At 62.0% G+C, this 16,529-nt stretch carries 22 protein-coding genes, 1 tRNA gene and 1 riboswitch; of the genes, 17 read left to right on the top strand and 6 right to left on the bottom strand.

Features of this window, described 5'->3' with window-relative positions; all coding sequences use genetic code 11:
* Nucleotides 1-507 precede the first annotated feature (507 nt).
* From ACMAUO_RS11805 to ACMAUO_RS11790, 4 genes are all read left to right on the top strand, one after another.
* Entirely contained in the window at nt 508-1,830 is a 1,323-nt protein-coding gene (locus tag ACMAUO_RS11805) for a tyrosine-type recombinase/integrase (RefSeq protein WP_420357061.1), read from the top strand.
* A 117-nt stretch (nt 1,831-1,947) separates the two neighbouring features.
* Nucleotides 1,948-2,637 carry a hypothetical protein gene (locus tag ACMAUO_RS11800; RefSeq protein WP_420357060.1) on the top strand — a complete coding sequence of 230 codons (690 nt, stop codon included), beginning with the start codon at nt 1,948-1,950 and terminating at the stop codon, nt 2,635-2,637.
* A complete protein-coding gene (locus ACMAUO_RS11795) occupies nt 2,634-3,047 on the top strand; it encodes a PIN-like domain-containing protein (RefSeq protein ID WP_420357059.1) in 414 nt (137 codons plus the stop codon). The genes ACMAUO_RS11800 and ACMAUO_RS11795 overlap by 4 nt, the downstream gene beginning before the upstream one ends.
* A 74-nt stretch (nt 3,048-3,121) precedes the next feature.
* The gene (locus ACMAUO_RS11790; protein ID WP_420357058.1) at nt 3,122-3,376 is read left to right on the top strand and encodes a type II toxin-antitoxin system HicB family antitoxin; all 255 of its coding nucleotides are present in this window, start codon (nt 3,122-3,124) and stop codon (nt 3,374-3,376) included.
* Between the two features lie 101 nt (nt 3,377-3,477).
* Here the strand turns inward: ACMAUO_RS11790 and ACMAUO_RS11785 are convergent, their stop codons facing one another.
* Both ACMAUO_RS11785 and ACMAUO_RS11780 read right to left on the bottom strand, forming a co-directional pair.
* Nucleotides 3,478-4,200: a GIY-YIG nuclease family protein gene (locus ACMAUO_RS11785; protein WP_420357057.1), complete on the bottom strand. Its 723-nt coding sequence runs from the start codon at nt 4,198-4,200 to the stop codon at nt 3,478-3,480.
* Nucleotides 4,193-4,450, bottom strand: coding sequence for a helix-turn-helix domain-containing protein (locus ACMAUO_RS11780; protein ID WP_420357056.1), 258 nt, complete (start codon nt 4,448-4,450; stop codon nt 4,193-4,195). The genes ACMAUO_RS11785 and ACMAUO_RS11780 overlap by 8 nt, the downstream gene beginning before the upstream one ends.
* 132 nt (nt 4,451-4,582) lie before the next feature.
* Between ACMAUO_RS11780 and ACMAUO_RS11775 the strand changes: the two genes are divergently transcribed.
* Genes ACMAUO_RS11775 through ACMAUO_RS11730 form a run of 10 tightly spaced genes read left to right on the top strand, consistent with a single transcriptional unit; the run spans nt 4,583 to nt 10,936 of the window.
* Nucleotides 4,583-4,753 (top strand): hypothetical protein, encoded by a 171-nt coding sequence (locus ACMAUO_RS11775; protein WP_420357055.1) that lies wholly within the window; start codon nt 4,583-4,585, stop codon nt 4,751-4,753.
* On the top strand, nt 4,750-5,034 hold the full coding sequence (locus ACMAUO_RS11770) for a hypothetical protein (RefSeq protein ID WP_420357054.1): 285 nt from the start codon (nt 4,750-4,752) through the stop codon (nt 5,032-5,034). Before ACMAUO_RS11775 ends, ACMAUO_RS11770 begins: the two co-directional genes overlap by 4 nt.
* Nucleotides 5,031-5,276, top strand: coding sequence for a hypothetical protein (locus ACMAUO_RS11765; protein ID WP_420357053.1), 246 nt, complete (start codon nt 5,031-5,033; stop codon nt 5,274-5,276). The genes ACMAUO_RS11770 and ACMAUO_RS11765 overlap by 4 nt, the downstream gene beginning before the upstream one ends.
* Complete coding sequence (locus tag ACMAUO_RS11760; protein ID WP_420357052.1) at nt 5,273-5,689, top strand: hypothetical protein; 417 nt, start codon at nt 5,273-5,275, stop codon at nt 5,687-5,689. The genes ACMAUO_RS11765 and ACMAUO_RS11760 overlap by 4 nt, the downstream gene beginning before the upstream one ends.
* A gap of 21 nt (nt 5,690-5,710) precedes the next feature.
* Entirely contained in the window at nt 5,711-6,388 is a 678-nt protein-coding gene (locus ACMAUO_RS11755) for a hypothetical protein (protein WP_420357051.1), read from the top strand.
* A gap of 15 nt (nt 6,389-6,403) precedes the next feature.
* On the top strand, nt 6,404-6,688 hold the full coding sequence (locus ACMAUO_RS11750) for a helix-turn-helix transcriptional regulator (RefSeq protein WP_420357050.1): 285 nt from the start codon (nt 6,404-6,406) through the stop codon (nt 6,686-6,688).
* The gene (locus ACMAUO_RS11745) at nt 6,685-7,428 is read left to right on the top strand and encodes a phage antirepressor (protein WP_420357049.1); all 744 of its coding nucleotides are present in this window, start codon (nt 6,685-6,687) and stop codon (nt 7,426-7,428) included. The genes ACMAUO_RS11750 and ACMAUO_RS11745 overlap by 4 nt, the downstream gene beginning before the upstream one ends.
* A complete protein-coding gene (locus ACMAUO_RS11740; protein ID WP_420357048.1) occupies nt 7,422-7,997 on the top strand; it encodes a hypothetical protein in 576 nt (191 codons plus the stop codon). Before ACMAUO_RS11745 ends, ACMAUO_RS11740 begins: the two co-directional genes overlap by 7 nt.
* Nucleotides 7,984-9,051, top strand: a complete 1,068-nt coding sequence (locus ACMAUO_RS11735; protein ID WP_420357047.1) for a DUF7146 domain-containing protein — start codon at nt 7,984-7,986, stop codon at nt 9,049-9,051. Before ACMAUO_RS11740 ends, ACMAUO_RS11735 begins: the two co-directional genes overlap by 14 nt.
* On the top strand, nt 9,020-10,936 hold the full coding sequence (locus ACMAUO_RS11730; RefSeq protein WP_420357046.1) for a DUF927 domain-containing protein: 1,917 nt from the start codon (nt 9,020-9,022) through the stop codon (nt 10,934-10,936). The genes ACMAUO_RS11735 and ACMAUO_RS11730 overlap by 32 nt, the downstream gene beginning before the upstream one ends.
* Before the next feature lie 41 nt (nt 10,937-10,977).
* Here the strand turns inward: ACMAUO_RS11730 and ACMAUO_RS11725 are convergent, their stop codons facing one another.
* Nucleotides 10,978-11,298: a BrnA antitoxin family protein gene (locus tag ACMAUO_RS11725; protein ID WP_420357045.1), complete on the bottom strand. Its 321-nt coding sequence runs from the start codon at nt 11,296-11,298 to the stop codon at nt 10,978-10,980.
* Nucleotides 11,299-11,615: 317 nt separating this feature from the next.
* Here ACMAUO_RS11725 and ACMAUO_RS11720 point away from each other — a divergent pair, with 317 nt between their 5' ends.
* On the top strand, nt 11,616-12,191 hold the full coding sequence (locus ACMAUO_RS11720; protein ID WP_420357044.1) for a recombinase family protein: 576 nt from the start codon (nt 11,616-11,618) through the stop codon (nt 12,189-12,191).
* A 747-nt stretch (nt 12,192-12,938) separates the two neighbouring features.
* Here ACMAUO_RS11720 and ACMAUO_RS11715 read toward each other — a convergent pair.
* A tRNA-Arg gene (locus tag ACMAUO_RS11715) sits at nt 12,939-13,015 on the bottom strand.
* A gap of 175 nt (nt 13,016-13,190) precedes the next feature.
* Here ACMAUO_RS11715 and ACMAUO_RS11710 point away from each other — a divergent pair.
* The gene (locus ACMAUO_RS11710) at nt 13,191-14,117 is read left to right on the top strand and encodes a S1/P1 nuclease (protein WP_420357043.1); all 927 of its coding nucleotides are present in this window, start codon (nt 13,191-13,193) and stop codon (nt 14,115-14,117) included.
* A 19-nt stretch (nt 14,118-14,136) separates the two neighbouring features.
* On the opposite strand, the gene ACMAUO_RS11705 is transcribed toward ACMAUO_RS11710, so the two are convergent.
* Both ACMAUO_RS11705 and ACMAUO_RS11700 read right to left on the bottom strand, forming a co-directional pair.
* The gene (locus ACMAUO_RS11705; protein WP_420357042.1) at nt 14,137-14,631 is read right to left on the bottom strand and encodes a PaaI family thioesterase; all 495 of its coding nucleotides are present in this window, start codon (nt 14,629-14,631) and stop codon (nt 14,137-14,139) included.
* Nucleotides 14,632-14,747: 116 nt separating this feature from the next.
* Nucleotides 14,748-15,902: a serine hydrolase domain-containing protein gene (locus ACMAUO_RS11700; protein ID WP_420357041.1), complete on the bottom strand. Its 1,155-nt coding sequence runs from the start codon at nt 15,900-15,902 to the stop codon at nt 14,748-14,750.
* 111 nt (nt 15,903-16,013) lie between these two features.
* Between ACMAUO_RS11700 and ACMAUO_RS11695 the strand changes: the two genes are divergently transcribed.
* Nucleotides 16,014-16,220, top strand: coding sequence for an entericidin A/B family lipoprotein (locus tag ACMAUO_RS11695; protein ID WP_420357040.1), 207 nt, complete (start codon nt 16,014-16,016; stop codon nt 16,218-16,220).
* Between the two features lie 95 nt (nt 16,221-16,315).
* Nucleotides 16,316-16,486, top strand: a riboswitch (FMN riboswitch).
* Nucleotides 16,487-16,529: the final 43 nt, after the last annotated feature.

Here is a 16,529-nt window from a genome sequence, read left to right as displayed (position 1 = left end):
CCTTCCCTCAACCTCACGCGCCGTACCCGTTCCCGGACACGAACCTGTCATGAGACCAACGAAGTCCGCAAGTTCCCGTCCCCTGAACAGGGAACGATGCGTCTCAATTTTAAGGAGAATGGCGCACCCGAAAGGACTCGAACCTCTAACCCCCAGATTCGTAGTCACAAGGGCACAAATGGCAGTAAGATGCAAGGAGCCGCAAAGACACGAAATAACAATATGTTAAACAGTGGATTGGATAAGCGGCTCACGCAACGGGGCGCAGCGAATCGCAGGGATTACGATTTCAGATGAGTCCGGAAAGAGTCCGGAGAATCGACCCGATAGCCCGCCAGACAGGGTGCCGGAGGGCTGGCGCATTCATTGGGAAACACTTTTGTAGGTGTAAAGGTGTAAGAGGTGTAACACACATATATTATATACTGTTTTTATTGACTTTTTCTCTTCCCAACCGGTTACACCTTTCGGTTTTCAAGGTGTAACAGGTGTAATCGAGACCGCCGGATGAAGCTCACAAAACGGGAAATAGACGCCCTGGCCTGCCCGCCGGGTAAGCGCGACGCCATGTTCATGGACGATTCGCTGCCGGGTTTCGCGATCCGCGTGACCGAGGCCGGGTCCAAGGTCTTCCTGTTCCAGTATCGCTTCGCCGGCCGCATCCGGCGCCTGGTCATTGGCCCTTATGGCGAGGTGACGCCTGCCCAGGCACGGAAGGAAGCCGAGGAGGCGCGCGGCCGGGTGCGGGCCGGTGGCGATCCGGCCGGGGAAAGAAAGGCCCTCGCCCTGGCCGCTCAGGCCGAAATAGTCCGCCAGAAGGCGGAGGCGGCTGCCGACGCCCTGACGCTGGATGCGTTGATAGACCGCTGGCGTGACGGGGCGCTGAGAGACCGGAGCGCGTCCTATCGCAAGGAAGCTCCGGACCGGCTTCGAACCGGCTTCCCTGCCCTCCTGGACCAGCCCGCACGGTCAATCACACCGGGCGAGGTCCAAGCCCGTCTGGACGAGGTGGCGGCGCAGCACCCGGTCACAGCCCGCCGGATTCATGCCTATGGCCGGGCCATGTTCGGCTGGGCCGAAAAGCGCCAGTTCGTGCCCGCCAACGTGTTTGCCGGCGTGATTGTGGAAGGCCGGGAGACCTCGCGCGACCGCGTGCTGACAGATACCGAGCTGGCCGAGCTGTGGAACGCCGCTGGCCGGCAGCCCTACCCGTTTGGCCCGTTCTTCCGGCTGCTGACCCTGACACTGCAACGGCGGGATGAGGTAGCGCACATGAAATGGACCGAGTTGGCCCCAGACCTGACCGCCTGGCTGATCCCGGCCGACCGGACCAAGAATGGCCGGGCGCACATCGTCCACCTGACCGAGCCTGCCCGCCACATCCTTGCCAGCCTGCCGCGCCAAGCCGACCCGAAGACTGGCGCACTGTCGCCCTACGTCTTCACCAGCAACGGGTGCACCCCGATTTCCGGCTTTTCCGACGCCAAGGAACGGCTTGAAGCCCTGATAGCCGACATGCGGACGGAACAGGCAGGAAAGAAGGTCAGAAAGCCAGCAGCCCCACCGCCAAGGGCAGACTGGCGGCTGCACGATCTACGGCGAACGGGCGTGACGATCATGGCGCGGCTGGGGATCGGCCCGCATGTCGCAGACCGGGTTCTGAACCATGTGCAAGGCACGATCCGGGGCGTGGCTGCGGTCTACCAGCGCCATGAATTCGAGGCCGAGCGGGCGGCGGCGCTCGATACCTGGGCGCGGCATGTCCTGACCGTGGCGAAAGGCTGCCCAGACCGCCAGCGGGCCGGCAATGTGGTGTCGCTTCGGCCGTAAGGGGGATTTGCATTTCGAGGGCACTATGTGCGTGATATAGGCGGCGCATCGCTGGATTGGGACGCGATACGGGCGATCTACCCCTCCTTGGTCCGTAGCCCGCCCACGGGAGAGTTCATGCCGGACGGAAGCAACATCATCGGACGGGGCATCTACCCGGTGCCCGTGGCTGCCAGGCTGCTTCATATGCCGGCGGCACGGGTGCGGGCATGGGTATATGGCAACGGGTCAGAGGCCGTTCTGACGCCCGAACTGGCGACCGAGGACGGACAGGAAGCCCTCAGCTTCATTAACCTGGTCGAAATCCTGTTCCTGGCCGAGCTGCGCGGGCAAGGGGTCAGCCTGCAATCCATTCGGGCCATGCTGGATAGGGCCAAACGGATGCTGGGCACGGAACATCCATTCGCGGCCCGCCGGTTCCATACGGACGGCAAAGCGATCTGGGTGGAGACGGCCGAAGCCACGGGGGATCGGCGGCTTGTGGATCTGACGGACGGCAATGGTGCCATGTTGCAGGTGCTCGAACGGAGCTTCCGCAAATCCGTGTCCTTCGACGATACCACCGCCGGCGTCGCCAACCTGTGGCGCCCCAGCGCCGATCAGCCCCGCGTCGTGCTGGACCCGGCGCGACGCTTCGGCCGGCCGATCGACAGCCAGACCGGCGTGCCCACCGAGATTCTGGCCAATGCCTTGCGCGCGGAAGGCGGCAACGTGGCGCGCGTGGCCGCCTTGTGGGAGGTTCCGCCTGAAGCCGTCGAACAGGCGGCGGAATTCGAGATGCGGATCAGCAAGCGACTGGCGGCTTGAAATTCATCTTCGATGAAAACCACCCGTCAATCTTGGCGCGGGTTCTGGCCCCGCTGGCCGAGATAGACGACCATACGGTAGCATCCGTCCGTCACCTCGGCCTCGCTGGCACGAAGGACGTGGACCTGTTTCATGCCTTGGCCGATCCGAACCACCCTACGGTCCTGATTACGGCCGACATGGCCATGTCACGCCGGCGACACGAAGTCGCAGCGATCCGGAAAACCGGGGCGGTGGTCGTGGTCGGCATGAAAGGCTGGAACCAGCAGAAAGACACGGTGGAGCGTGTCCGCATGATGGTCTGGTGGTGGCCAACCATCGTCCGATGCGCGGCCGTGGCCGATCGTGGGTCATTTCTGGAACTGCCTTGGTCAAGCGCGGTGGCGACACTCAAGCGGTGGCGGGCGTGAAAAGGGGTCTCCGTTACGGAGATACCCCTGCGCCTGTATAACGCAGGTGCAGGGGATGCGATCATGAGGACACGATGACAAGCTATATCGCCTTGATCCGAAAGGACCCCGGCACCGACTTCGGCGCCGATTTCCCCGACTTTCCCGGCTGCATCAGCGCCGGCCTCACGATGGAAAAGGCATGTGCCATGGCAGCGGAGGCACTGGCCGGGCATATCGTAAGCATGAAGGAGGATGGTGACACCATCCCCGATCCGGCGTCCCTGGATATAGTCATGGCCGATCGAGGCAACGCCGATGCCACGCCGGTTCTGATCCGCGCACCGTAGGCCCGTAGCCATCCCTCGTTGCCGGCGCTCAGGCAAGATTCGTGAGAAATCTTAAGGTATTACCATAAGGATTATACCTTGAGGCGCCGGCTATCTCAGATTCATGCGTCCTGAGCGTTTTCTCCGCTTTCAACGTCAATGCGAAGCTCGTCCAACGTTTTATCGCCAAATTTCCAGTAGGTAGGCCCAGAAAGTGAAGTGCTTTTCATACCAAAGCGTGGTCCGACTTTAAGTGCTGCGTCCGTAAGACTAACAATTTGACCTTCGAACTCGACATGTGAATTGTCTTTAACTACGCACGTAATGTTTGGATCTCGTGCCCAATGCAAAACGCTACCGGGTTTGATATCAACAATATCAAACCGGAAGCGACTACGACGCTTACGTTCTTTGTTCAATGCAACCTGATCAGAAACAGTTTCAATGGTTGCTTCATCTGACGGCGTAACATCTTCGCCATCAAGCAAGTCTAGAACTGCGATTACACGCTCGGAACCAACCCGAAAGAACTCGCGATTATCATTGATACGATGGTCGCCAAAAGCAATATGAATTTTGGCTTCAACTTTATGGTAATCTTTTATTCTTTTTGCATGTATACATTCAAATGGAACAGGAACCCCCGTTGAATATAGACTCTTCATACGAATGCTAACATCTGCAGAAGTTTTTCCAATTTTTAATATACCAGGCATTGCGGGATTGCTGAGAACATAAACTATTCCGTGATGCTCACCTGGAACAGGTAATGCCTGAGCGATCTTCTCAGCCTGTTTATTTGTTATTTCATCAACAGAAAGAGCGCTAGATACACAGTCAGACATTCGTATGGGTCCCTTCTCGACTGATTAACCGGACTCCAACCCCTCCGCCGTTTTCGGGGATGAATTCGACACCAGCCGCTTCAAGGGCCGTGCGGATGGCTTCGATAGTGGAGGCACGAGCCGTGACAGTCTCGCTTTCCACACGGACAAGCGTGCTCTTAGGCACGCCGCTTTTTTCCACGAGTTGATCCCGCGTCAACCCCAGCAGACCCCGAGCGGCTCTTATCTGGGCGGGAGTAATGGTATCCACAATATCATTTCCACTTGCAGGACATGGCCGACGATGACATTGTGAGCATCACTTCGCAAGTGCGAAGCGGCCGAACGGGAAGGTGGAAGCTCCCGCGTCCGGCCTGACCACAACCGAAGGATATTTTCGGCAATGGCTGAACACGCCCATAGCACACCCGTGCCAACGCGGGCAGCAGAGTCACGCGCCCACATTCTGGCGGCGCTGATCACCCCTTCTCTGATCGCCCTGGCCGTCTTCGGCCTCGGCACGCCCGATCCCATCACCTGCGGCCACGCCACCGCCATCGAGGCCGTGCGATGACCCAGAATCCCATTTGCGCGATGCAGGATCAGGATATCGACAAAATCGCGGTGGCCAGTGACGATCTGGCCAACCTGGCTACGCTGCTGCGCTGGGCCGGCAGGGCAGCGGAACAAACTGTGGTTCTTCCTGCCGGCGACGGCCTTCTCGAACTCGGCAGCGCCATGGTCTGGGCCGGTGCCGAGATCGAACGCCGCTGCGCCAGCATCTCCGAAAGCATCAGCGATGCCGTGCCCTACAGCCTTGCTACCGCTCCCCGTAAGACGGAGAGCGCAGCATGAGAGCCCCCAGAACGCCCGGCCATGATCGTATCATCGGCGCGACCAAAGGCGCCTTGCATGACGTAAATCTGGCCCTGTCGGGCCTGACGCTCCTACTCGGCCAGATGGTCGACACCGAGGGCGACGTGAGCGGCGATACAGTGATGGACTGGGCCCATGCGCTGCAATGGCTCCGGGATTCCATCAAAACGGCCATAGCCAGCCCTCAAAAGGAAATCGCAACGCGGGAGGCAGGCCAATGAGCGGTACCAGCCCCACCCTCTCTCGCCGCACGGCCCTTACCGGCTGCTTGGCCCTTGGCACCACCGCCACCGCTTCCTGTGCCCTTCATATGGCGGCAGATGACACCATCCTGCTACGCCGGGCAGAGGCCGCCCTGTCCGCCCATGCTGCCTTCGAGGCGCTGGCCAAGCGGTGGGGCAACACAGTCCTCATTCCAGAGGGCGTGGTAGCCGAGGAAACCCGCATGCTGGACCTAGTGAATGACCTGCGGTTAGCGGCTATGGAACTGCCCGCACGTACGGCGGCGGGGCTACGAGCCAAGGCAAGGCTGGTCTTGACCACGTTGGACCTGAACGCCGATGGCACGATCCGACCGGATCAAGACGATTTCGAAGCCTGGTCGCTGTGCCGCGATCTGATCGAACAGATTTGAGGCTCTATCGAAGTGTTCAATATGAATAACAAAATTGGTGGACATACGGCTTTCGCGCATTTATCCGGGAAGGAACGGAAGGAAACCGAAGCGGTGGCATACAAGAAAAGTCAATTCGTTCGGGCAGCGTGGAAAACGCTTAAAAACCGCGCGCAATTTTCCGAGGACCCCGACCCTTCTTTTACGCGCCGTTTCGACAAACTCCAGGCCGTTGGTGTCCCGCTGACACCCGAGGAGCGGGCCGGAGGTCCTGGACACGACCATGAACTGTCAGCCGATCAGGTCTTCCTGATAGCCGTTGCGTTGGTCTTGATGGATTCCGGGCTTGGTCTCGGGACGGTTGGTTTCTTCATACATCATGCCCGCGCCAGCCTGATTGATCAGTATACGCGGATCATGAACGAGATGAAGAAAGAGGACCGCACGGTGTGGCTGATGCTACAAAACCGTGACCTGCAAGAGCTTTATCCGACCAGAAAGCAGACAGGAATTGCCGGATGGGTCGGAAAAGGGCCCGCACCCCTCATTGTCAATCCCAAATATGCCTTTGGAAAAGAAGCGCGAAACAAACTCTTAGACGAGTATACCTCCGACAGCTCTCACAACCACGTTCTGATTATCGAGCTGGCACACCTTGCTTCAACACTCACGGAAAACCTTAAACACGCCCCAATCCTCCGACGCGGCCGCCCCAAATGACGGCCATTTATATAAATGAACACCAATTTTGGAGTTTATATGAGCCACTATCCAGAGCGGAATCTTCCCGCTCATAGCGACGACGTTAGGGTCTATTCGGAGCGGCAAGCCTCCGAATTTTTGGGCCTTTCCGGACGCACTTTGCAGAACTGGCGCCGGACTGGTGATGGCCCGCCTTATGTGCAGCTTTCCGAACGCCGGGTCGGCTACACTCATGCTGCCTTACGTGCGTGGGTCGCTTCCCGTTCGGTGCGCTCTACCTCCGACGCCACCGTGCGCCTGATCGGCGGTGCGGCATGAACGCCCTAGTCCAGCAATTTGCCTTCGAGGGGCAGGAGGTTCCTGTCATCCACCGCGACAATATGCCCTGGTGGCCTCTCACTGCCGTATGTTCGGTGCTCGGCATTACCAATGCCGGCAACGCAGCAGCCCGTCTCGATAGCGACGAAAAGGGTATCCATATTATGGATACCCTTGGCGGTCGGCAGGAAATGACGGTGATCAATGAGTCCGGCCTGTGGTCTCTCGTTCTGAGTAGTCGAAAGAAGGCCGCCAAACGGTTCAAGAAGTGGCTGACTTCCGAAGTCATTCCTTCAATCCGCCGAACCGGTGGCTATGTCATGTCCGCCCCCGGCGACAGTCAGGCCGATCTTGTCGCCCGCGCCTTGTCCGCCGCTGAGGAAGCCATCCGGCGACAGGGGGCGGCGATCGATACACTGGCGCCCAAGGCGGCGGCCTATGACCGTCTGGCACAGTCCACGGATCAGGTCAGCCTGACCGAAGGGGCAAAAGCCCTTGGGCGCCCTCGTGGCCAGTTCCTTGCGATGCTCCACAAACACCGATGGATTTATCGCCAGAAGCCCAGCAGACCGTGGCTAGCCCATGCCGATAAGGAGCGGGTAGGCCTTCTCGCCTACCGCGTCACCGACATTCCCGATCGCGACGGGCACCTTGTTTCGCGTCATCAGGTCCTATTGACCGCCAGGGGCCTGACTCACCTAGCGCAGCTTCTGCCGAAGTGGGAGGCCGCCTCATGCTGACCGCCGCAGAGATGGCCGCAATCGACGCGCGGCACACGGACACCCCCCCGACCTTCCTATGGAGTGACCAAGCTCCGGATGGAACAGGCCCCAATCTTCTGGCCCGATTCATGAATCTTTGCCGCGCATGCAATACTTATCTTCACGACGCACCTTGGCAGCCCGATCTGGGCACCATTCTGCGGCAACATGGCGGCAACGATTTCCACCCGGCACCCTCTCAGGGCGCTGTAATCGGCATTATGACGGCCTGGCCCGAACTGAATATCTTGCTGCGGGCGGAAGAATCCTTTTCCGACCTAACGTCTGACGAACCGCCGGAGCTAGCCGACAGGCTGTTTCTGCCTATGCGGTTCGGGCTGATCTGGTTCCGGCTGAGTTTGCGACGCAACCGGCGCACGGCCGAATTCTGGCGCTGGGCGGACACTATTGGATGGGACAGCCTGATTGACTTGGCTGCCACCCGTGACCGAGCCGTGGATGAATTGATCGCGGGGCGGGCTTTCGTAACGGCAGAAGCAAACATCGCTGCCGTTCCCGGCATCCGGCTGGTCCATGCGTCGGGCTGACGCGGCAACGCTCGCACAGCTCCTGGCCGAGCGGGTCCACCCTCTCGCGCTGGAGCTGCTGCCGCATGGCCACCGCGAGGGTGCGGAATGGCGGTGCGGTAGTTGCGCGGGCGAGAAAGGCCAAAGCCTTGCCGTGCGCCTGACCGGGCCACGGCGGGGCGTATGGGCTGATTTCAGTTCGGGCGAGCGCGGGGATGCACTTGATCTGGTGGCGGCGGTTCTGTTCGGCGGCAACCGGCGGGACGCCATGGCTTGGGCTCGCACCTGGCTGGGGCTGGATGACAGCCCAGTCCCGGCGATTGCCCGGCGGGCGGTGGCGACCAAAGCCACCAGCGCCGATCAGGACCAAGACGAACAGCGCCGGCGGGCCAAAGCCCGGCAGCTTTGGCATGCAGCCCCCGCCGGAATCGCCGGCACACCGGTCGAAGCCTACCTGCGCGGGCGGGGGATCGACCTGCGCGAGATGGGCCGCCAGCCGGGCAGTCTGCGCTTTCACCATGCTACCTGGTGCGGTGAGGTCAGCCGCCCGCTGCCAGCCATGCTGGCCGCGATCTGCGGACCGAATGGCAAGCTGGTGGCCGTGCATCGCACCTGGCTGGCACCGACGCCCGCCGGCGGATGGACCAAGGCAGATCTGCAAACCGGCAAGAAAGTGCTGGGCAGCTTCGCGGGCGGCTCCGTCCGCCTATGGCGCGGCGCCTCGGGCAAGAGCCTGAGCATGGCCGAACCGGGCGAAAGCGTCATCGTCGCGGAGGGGATCGAAACCGGCCTGTCCGTGGCGCTGGCGTGTCCGGAACGTCGCGTCCTGTGCGCGGTCAGCCTGTCGAACATGGGGCGGCTGGAACTGCCAGACGCGATCCGCGACGTGACGATCTGCGGCGACAATGATGGCGACAATCCAGCGGCAGCCAAGGCGCTGCAAGCCGCCTGCGCATGGTTCGGCCAGCGCGGCCATACCGTCCACCTCGCCAAACCTTCAATGCCTAACTCGGACTTTAATGATGTCCTGAGGATGAACGAGTATGAGCAAGAAACCGACCGGCACGGGCCGTAAGGGTGTCCGACAGGCCGTCGAGTCCGCCGAGGTCGTGGCCTTCCCCAGCGGTGGTACCAACGTCGAACAGGGCCGCCCACCGCCAGGCGTATCGCGCCGTTTCAGCCGCGACGACAGCGGCCTATGGCGCCGCCCGACCGATGACGGCGCGTCACCGCTCTTCATTGCCGGCCCCATCGACTTGCTGGCAGAGACGCGCGATGCCGAGGGCAATGGCTGGGGCCTCTTGCTGGGCTGGACCGACCGCGATGGTGTCCGCCACGAAGAAGCCTTTCCACGCGCCATGTTTTCAGGCGAGGCCGGCGAATTGCGCAGTCGTCTGGCCAATGGCGGCCTGACACTGGCCAGCAGCACAGCCGCGAAGAACGCCTTTACCGAATGGCTGGCCCTGATCGCCACTGAGGAACGGGCGCGTAGCGTCATGCGGATCGGCTGGCACGCCTTCCGCAACGGCAGCGTCTATGTGCTGCCCACCGCAACATTCGGCATGGCCGACGAACGGGTGGTCCTACAGCAGGAATCGCCGGAACCCGATCTGTTCGGTGTCAGCGGTACGGCAGAGGAATGGCGGGACCGGATCGGTGCGCTTTGTCGTGGCAATAGCCGCCTGACCTTGGCCGCCTCGGCCGCCTTCGCCGCGCCCCTGCTGACCCTGATGGGCGAGGATGGCGGCGGATTCTCGCTCGTGGGGGCCAGCCGCCTGGGCAAGTCCACCGCTCTGCGGGTGGCGGCATCTGTTTGCGGCGGCACGATGCAGGCCGGTGCCGAGGGCTATGTGCGAAGCTGGCGCGCCACCGGCAATGCCCTTGAAAGCGTGGCGCTGGCGGCCTGCGACGGTCTGCTGTGCCTGGATGAACTGGGCCAGCTTGATCCGCGCGAGGCTGGCGACACCGCCTATATGTTGAGCAACGGGGCCGGCAAGGCACGGGCCAGCCGAACCGGCGGCGCGCGGGCCGTGACCAGATGGAAGGTTCTGTTCCTCTCTACCGGCGAACGGACCCTGGCGGATATGAACGCGGAAGCCGGCCGGGCAACCAAGGCCGGGCAGGAAGTCCGCTTTGTCGATGTGCCGGCCGATGCTGGCGCCGGGCTGGGCCTGTTCGAGAGGCTGCATCATGCGGACGCACCGGGCGAACTGGCCGAGCATCTGCGTGCCGAGACGGGGCAGCTATACGGTGCGCCGTTCCGGGCGTTCCTCACCCGGCTGACACAAAGACTGGCCACGGAAAGCGAACAGGCCATGCGCGATGCCCTACGGGCTCGCGTGGTCGAACTGACGGACCATTACCTGCGGAACTGGCCCAAGGCGTCCGGGCAGGTGCGTTCCGTCGCCCGACGCTTCGCCATCGTCGCCCTGGGCGGTGAATTGGCCACCGGCTTTGGCCTGACAGGCTGGGACGATGACACGGCGCCTGAACTGGTGAGACTGTGCTTCGACACCTGGCTGAAAGCACGCGGAACCGCCGGCCGGCGTGAAGACGAACAGGCCGTCGAACAGCTACGCGATTTCCTGTCCCGCAACGGCGAAGGACGTTTTGAACGGTGGGTTGATCCTCAGATCACCGACGCCCCGCAAAGCGGCGATCCGTCCGAACCGCCGGGCGAACGCTTCCGGACCCAGAACCGCGCGGGCTGGAAGCGGTGGCAGAAACAGGATGACGGTCGGATGGGCTGGACCTTCTATCTCAGCAGCGCCGGCATGAATGAAGCCCTGTCTGGCCTGAACGGGCGCGAGGCGAAGCGGGTGCTGGTGGATCGCGGCTTTCTGGTGTCAGGCGCGGATGGCAAGATGGCCAAGGTTGTCAGCCCGCCGGGTTTCAAGGCCGTGCGCGCCTATGAGGTCCGGGCCGCCATCCTTGGATCTGACGCAGGCGATGCGGGCTGAAGGTCCACCGCACCTAATACGCCTGCCGGCGCCGTGCTGGATTACCCCTCCGCCTCATTCAGCACGGCCCGCCGAAGCATCTCGTTCGCTCTTTCTTGCCATCCGGGGCCACCAGCCTTGAGGCGCTCAACCACGTCGGCATCAAGACGGATGGAAACGGCCTTCTTGGCGGGGGCCTTTTGAGAGCCGTGCACACGCCGCCGATAATCCTCGACGATATCGGGCACCACCTCAGCGGCCTCCCGCATATGTGCGAAGTCCTGATCGGTCAATTCCGGATTGTCCGCGTCCAGCGCAATGCCGCGATTGATCGCGGCGTCTTCCTCGTCGGTCGGGTAAATCGGATCAATCTTACGTTTCATATCAACTGACCTCCTCCTATCGGCCTTGCGCACGCTTCCCCGTCTACCTGGGCCGTGCGGATACCGAAACCAGAACATGCGGGCCGCGTCGGTCGGGCCGATGGCGGCAAGGCATCATTCATTGCCTCCAATGTCCCTCCGACAGACCCATGCGCGCAGTACATGGCTTGGAACTGTTCCATTGGGGCAAGCTCTATTGGAACAATCGACCTCGAACAGTTTTGGAACAGAAAACTGTTCCAAAAGGGTTGTTTTCTGACTTCTGGAACGATAAGGGTTTAGGGCCTAGACCTTTTGGAACAGTTTGGAAGCCGGACATGAAGATCGGATACGCCCGTACCAGCACCGCCGAACAGACTGCCGGCCTTGATGCTCAGGCCCGTGACCTGCGCGCGGTCGGGTGCGAGCGGGTCTATGCCGAACAGGTCAGCGGGTCACTGACCGATCGCCCCCAGCTTTCTGCTGCACTGGATCAGCTTCGACCCGGCGATGTGCTGGTGGTGACGAAGCCGGACCGCCTGGCTCGGTCCACGGCCAACCTTCTGGCTCATGTCGAAACGGTGAAGGCCAGAGGCTGCGGCCTGATCGTGCTTTCCATGAACGGCATGGTGCTGGATACGACCAGCCCCACCAGCAAGCTGATGCTGACCATGCTGGCCGCCGTGGCCGAGTTCGAGCGCGATATCATGAAGGAACGGCAGGCCGAAGGGATCGCCAAGGCAAGGGCCGAGGGCAAGTATCTGGGCCGCAAACCGACAGCACGCGACCAGGCGGCCGAGGTCCGGGCACTGGCGGCGCAAGGAATCGGTGGCACCGAGATTGCCCGACGCCTCGGCATCGGCCGCACCTCAGTCTATCGCTGCCTGGCAGAAGCCGAGTCCGGACCGGCCTGACCTTCGCGAAGCTTGCCCGGTGCGCGCGGGCAGCGCGGTGGTTTTCTTCCCGTTTTTGTGACCGTCTCCGACCGATCATCGCCCAAAGCCATGACCTCAACGCATAACTTAAACGCGACGACATGACGCCGAAATCCTATGGATAACTGACGCTCGGATGAAGCCAAAAAGAGGAAATCGGCAGAAAACTGCCATTCGACCGGTCGCGGAGTTACACCTATCTACACCTTTCAGAATGCCAAAAAGCCAAAGGTGTAATCGAAATAACAATTCTATTTCAGTAACTTATAGACGAATTTACACCTTCTACACCTGTTACACCTTTTTTCTAAGAGGGTGGAAGAAAGGGAGGCAAAAAGATGAGGTGAGCACCCGCGATCATCATGCATAAAACGCATATCTAGCGCAGGCATGGATCTAAGGGGGGAGGTCAAATCTTGATCCGCCCTTCGGGGGGCCAACCGCACCAGGCTCACGCGCAGATTTTTTGGGCCGCGTTTGAAAACAATCAAAGCAATCAAACAGCAGGGCCGAAAGGATGAGCATGGCGGTGGGGGGTGTTCGATCTCTAGCCGCCCCTGGGGGCCGGACCGCGCCAAGGGCAAATTTCTGCACCCGCGAAATTGCAGGAAAAAGCTACGCCTGATCCTGCTGGCATGGTGTTTCGAATGAGTCCGGATTGAGTCCGGAGACGCGAACAGGCCCAGCGGCCAGAACCGTCAATTTCGAAAAATTGTAGATGGAGAATGGCGCACCCGAAAGGACTCGAACCTCTAACCCCCAGATTCGTAGTCTGGTGCTCTATCCAATTGAGCTACGGGTGCGTCGTGGGGCGCTGTTTAACCGAGAGATCGGAAAACGACAACCCCTTTCCAACGATTTTTTTCATCTCCATGACAACGATCCGGGAACGGTTCCAGAGGGCGGGCCGGCGTGGCAAAGTACGACAGACTTCCGGCTCCAGGGGACCGGATAGGTAAAACAACTAAGGGGGGAAGCATGGCCGATCAGGTGCGGAGAAACGGCAGACGCGCAGGCCTGGGCGTGATCGGGGCGGCATCGTTGCTGCTGGGGCTTCTGTCCGGGCCGCAGAAAGCCGGCGCATGGGGCGTTGAAGGTCACCAGGTGGTCGCCGCTCTGGCATGGGATTACCTGACGCCCACCAGCCGGCACACGGTCGACGCGATTCTGGCCAGCGACCACGACACGACCACGCGGCCGGACCTGATGTCGCGGGCGGTCTGGGCGGATGTCTGGCGCCGCACCCATCCCGAGACCGGCGAGTGGCATTTTGTCGATATCGAGATCGACCACCCCGACCTGGCATCCGCCTGCCATGGCTTTCCCGTCTCATCAGCGCCTGCCAGCGCCGGACCGGCACAAGATTGCGTCATCGACCGTCTGGATGCCTTCGATCATGAACTCGCCGATCCGGCAACCAGCCCGGATGAACGCGCGCTGGCGCTGAAATATGTCATCCATTTCGTGGCGGACATGCACCAGCCGCTGCACGCCGCCGACAATCATGACAAAGGCGGCAACTGCGTACGCTTGGCGCTGGGCGGCCCGCGCACCGTGAATCTGCACAGCTACTGGGACACCGTGGCGGTGTCCGAGGTCGACCCAAACGCACAGCATTTGGCCGAACGGCTGTTCCACGAAATCACGACGGGCCAGAAGCAGGAATGGGAACAGGGCGACCCGAAGGCATGGGTCCAGCAGAGCTTCGAACTTGCCCGCACGGATGCTTACAGCATCGGCTCCCCCCCTGGATGCCAGCAGGATGCAGCCCCCATGGCCTTGCCGCCCGGATATGACGCCATGGCGCGCGGCGTGGTCACGGAACAGTTGAAGAAAGCGGGGGTCCGTCTGGCCCTGCTGCTCAATCGAGCGCTCGACCCTGCAATGTTCGCTGCCACCCGCTAGAATGCGGGTCGCTATCCCATTACAGAAGGGCGCGTAGGGCAGCGCCCATGGAATGCGCACTGTCACGGGCAGGCGGGGTGCGATGATAGACGGCACTGGCCCGCGCGGCCGGAATACCGTCCACCACGACCAGCCCCTGCGCGAAGACCAGACTGCGGGTGATGCGCAACGTGTCCGCCTGCAATTCGGCCCAGGCGCCCCGGGCCACCGGCGCCATGAAATCCATCGTCAGCGATACGGTGGGCAGGAAATCGTCGCGCAGATCCTCCCGAAAGACGACCGCCAGCGCAAGGAAGACGTCACACACAGTCGCCAGCTTGCCACCGTGACAGAAGCCTGCCCGATTGCAGCATGCGGCAGTCACGCGAAAGCCGCCGATCAACGCGCCCGCTTCCTGCGCGACCAGAAAGCCGCCGCTGGCCAGGTTGAAACTGCTGGCCAAGGATTCCGGCAGGGGAACGAAGCCGGGCGGGGGCGGCAGGGCATCATCGGTCGCCTCGGGGGTGACAGTCATGCATGACCTGCCAGAACGAGCCGGATGATGAAGGCTGAATCCATCGGAAATTCTCCGTCAAAAACTCTGAATACCGCGACGTGCAGGACCGGAATATGGTGTTGAGCGATCCGCCGTCAGGGCGCTTGCAGGGCGCGGGCGGCCTCGGTCGCGACATCGTGACGGAGGCGCACGACGCTGTGACCGCCCGATGGATGCACCCGATTGGTCAAGATCAGCACGAAGCTGTCGCTGGCGGGATCCATCCATAGCGAAGTGCCGGTAAAGCCGGTGTGACCGAACGAACCCATGGGAAACACCTCGCCCCGGGGCGAGGAATAATGCGTGCGGATATCCCAGCCCAGGCCCCGCCAATCGTCCTTGCCTGCCGGTTGCTGGGGGGTGGTCATCAGGAGCAGGGTTTCGGGTTTCAGGGGGAAGGCGCTGGGGCGGCCTGCTCGGCGGTCGAGCAGGGCCTGCGCGTAGACCGTCATGTCGGCAGCGCCGGAAAACAGCCCGGCATGGCCTGCCACGCCGCCCATGCGCCGGGCCGTGGGGTCATGAACGATGCCGCGCAGCATCACGCCGTGCTCGTCGAACTGGGTGGGGGCAATGGTGGGGTACCAGGAGGGGGGCGGGAGGAAGCGTGAGTGTGTCATGCCCAGCGGAGAGAGGACCCTGGTGTGCGCATACTGGGCGAGGCTCTGATGCGAGAGGTGCTCGACCAGCAGCCCCAGCGTGATGAAATTGATGTCGCTGTAGACGAAACGCTCACCGACCGGATGATCGGGGCGGGTATCCATGACGCGGCGCACCGCTTCCGCCTTGCCCTGCCAGGGCGTGGACAGGTCCAGGTCGGGCGGCAGGCCGGAATAATGGGTCAGAAGGTGGCGGATGGTGATGGGCGCCTTGCCGTTGCGCGCGAAGTCCGGAAGATAGCGGCAGACGGGATCGTCCAGCCGGAAGGCGCCGGCCTCGAAAAACTGCATGACGGCCACGCTGGTCACCACCGGCTTGGTGAGCGACGCCATGTCGAAAACGGTCGTCTCGTCCAGCGGTTCGGCATGCGGTTGCAGCGCGCGGTGCCCGTAGGCCCGATGATGCACGACCATGCCGCCGTGGGCGACCACCACCACGGCGCCGGGGGTTTCGCCCGCCGCGATCGCGCGTGCCACCAGCCGGTCGACCGCGGCGAACCGCCTGGAGGGCGGAGTGGCGCAACCGGCGGCCAGCCCTGCCCCACCGGCTGCCAGCATCGTCCGCAGGATCGTCCGTCGTCCGGAATGTCTCATCGTCTCGGCATGCTCCCATCCGCCAACAGGTTACCGGGCCGGAGAGCGGTCGGGAACTCTGGGCCGTCATCGGGGTTTCTTGAGTAATATCAATCCGTGACGGAGGCTTCCATGGACCATTCACATTTCCCTACATCCGGCATCGCGCGCACGGCCCTGCTGGTTGTCGGGATGCTGGGCCTGTCGGCCGGGCTGTCGGCCTGCAACACGGTGCGCGGCGCCGGACAGGATGTCAGTTCGGTCGGACATAACGTGTCGCGGGGGGCCAGTGCCTCGCAGAATGCGATAACGCGCTCGACCGGCGCGTCGGAGCGATAACCTCTCATCGGGCAAGGGCCTGCGGCATGCCTCTTGCATTCCTGCGGGCGCTTGCCCAATAGTATTGACGTGCCGGTTCCTGTAGCCGGCTGAACTGACGTTCTCGGGGCGGGGTGAAAATCCCCACCGGCGGTAATTGCGCCCGGTCATCGTGCCGGTCGCGCATAAGCCCGCGAGCGCCCATCTGGCCTTATGGTCGGGTGGGGACAGCAGATCCGGTGTGATTCCGGAGCCGACGGTCATAGTCCGGATGAGAGAGAACGATGCTCGCAAGGCGCGCCATTCGTGGCGCGTCGTCGGGTTGATGCG

The organism is Gluconacetobacter brunescens (assembly GCF_048695475.1).
Taxonomy (GTDB): Bacteria; Pseudomonadota; Alphaproteobacteria; order Acetobacterales; family Acetobacteraceae; genus Gluconacetobacter.
The sequence above is the reverse complement of the archived record's forward strand: the minus strand, read 5'-3'. Positions and strand labels throughout refer to the sequence as shown.

What these genes read in the sequence shown, in the direction of transcription:
- ACMAUO_RS11705 (WP_420357042.1), bottom strand. Translation starts at nt 14,631, where the DNA reads ATGACTGTCACCCCCGAGGCGACCGATGATGCCCTGCCGCCCCCGCCC.
- ACMAUO_RS11720 (WP_420357044.1), top strand. Translation starts at nt 11,616, where the DNA reads ATGAAGATCGGATACGCCCGTACCAGCACCGCCGAACAGACTGCCGGC.
- ACMAUO_RS11750 (WP_420357050.1), top strand. Translation starts at nt 6,404, where the DNA reads ATGAACACCAATTTTGGAGTTTATATGAGCCACTATCCAGAGCGGAAT.
- ACMAUO_RS11740 (WP_420357048.1), top strand. Translation starts at nt 7,422, where the DNA reads ATGCTGACCGCCGCAGAGATGGCCGCAATCGACGCGCGGCACACGGAC.
- ACMAUO_RS11805 (WP_420357061.1), top strand. Translation starts at nt 508, where the DNA reads ATGAAGCTCACAAAACGGGAAATAGACGCCCTGGCCTGCCCGCCGGGT.
- ACMAUO_RS11770 (WP_420357054.1), top strand. Translation starts at nt 4,750, where the DNA reads ATGACCCAGAATCCCATTTGCGCGATGCAGGATCAGGATATCGACAAA.
- ACMAUO_RS11760 (WP_420357052.1), top strand. Translation starts at nt 5,273, where the DNA reads ATGAGCGGTACCAGCCCCACCCTCTCTCGCCGCACGGCCCTTACCGGC.
- ACMAUO_RS11700 (WP_420357041.1), bottom strand. Translation starts at nt 15,902, where the DNA reads ATGAGACATTCCGGACGACGGACGATCCTGCGGACGATGCTGGCAGCC.
- ACMAUO_RS11710 (WP_420357043.1), top strand. Translation starts at nt 13,191, where the DNA reads ATGGCCGATCAGGTGCGGAGAAACGGCAGACGCGCAGGCCTGGGCGTG.
- ACMAUO_RS11730 (WP_420357046.1), top strand. Translation starts at nt 9,020, where the DNA reads ATGAGCAAGAAACCGACCGGCACGGGCCGTAAGGGTGTCCGACAGGCC.
- ACMAUO_RS11725 (WP_420357045.1), bottom strand. Translation starts at nt 11,298, where the DNA reads ATGAAACGTAAGATTGATCCGATTTACCCGACCGACGAGGAAGACGCC.
- ACMAUO_RS11785 (WP_420357057.1), bottom strand. Translation starts at nt 4,200, where the DNA reads ATGTCTGACTGTGTATCTAGCGCTCTTTCTGTTGATGAAATAACAAAT.
- ACMAUO_RS11775 (WP_420357055.1), top strand. Translation starts at nt 4,583, where the DNA reads ATGGCTGAACACGCCCATAGCACACCCGTGCCAACGCGGGCAGCAGAG.
- ACMAUO_RS11745 (WP_420357049.1), top strand. Translation starts at nt 6,685, where the DNA reads ATGAACGCCCTAGTCCAGCAATTTGCCTTCGAGGGGCAGGAGGTTCCT.
- ACMAUO_RS11755 (WP_420357051.1), top strand. Translation starts at nt 5,711, where the DNA reads ATGAATAACAAAATTGGTGGACATACGGCTTTCGCGCATTTATCCGGG.
- ACMAUO_RS11800 (WP_420357060.1), top strand. Translation starts at nt 1,948, where the DNA reads ATGCCGGACGGAAGCAACATCATCGGACGGGGCATCTACCCGGTGCCC.
- ACMAUO_RS11765 (WP_420357053.1), top strand. Translation starts at nt 5,031, where the DNA reads ATGAGAGCCCCCAGAACGCCCGGCCATGATCGTATCATCGGCGCGACC.
- ACMAUO_RS11735 (WP_420357047.1), top strand. Translation starts at nt 7,984, where the DNA reads ATGCGTCGGGCTGACGCGGCAACGCTCGCACAGCTCCTGGCCGAGCGG.
- ACMAUO_RS11790 (WP_420357058.1), top strand. Translation starts at nt 3,122, where the DNA reads ATGACAAGCTATATCGCCTTGATCCGAAAGGACCCCGGCACCGACTTC.
- ACMAUO_RS11695 (WP_420357040.1), top strand. Translation starts at nt 16,014, where the DNA reads ATGGACCATTCACATTTCCCTACATCCGGCATCGCGCGCACGGCCCTG.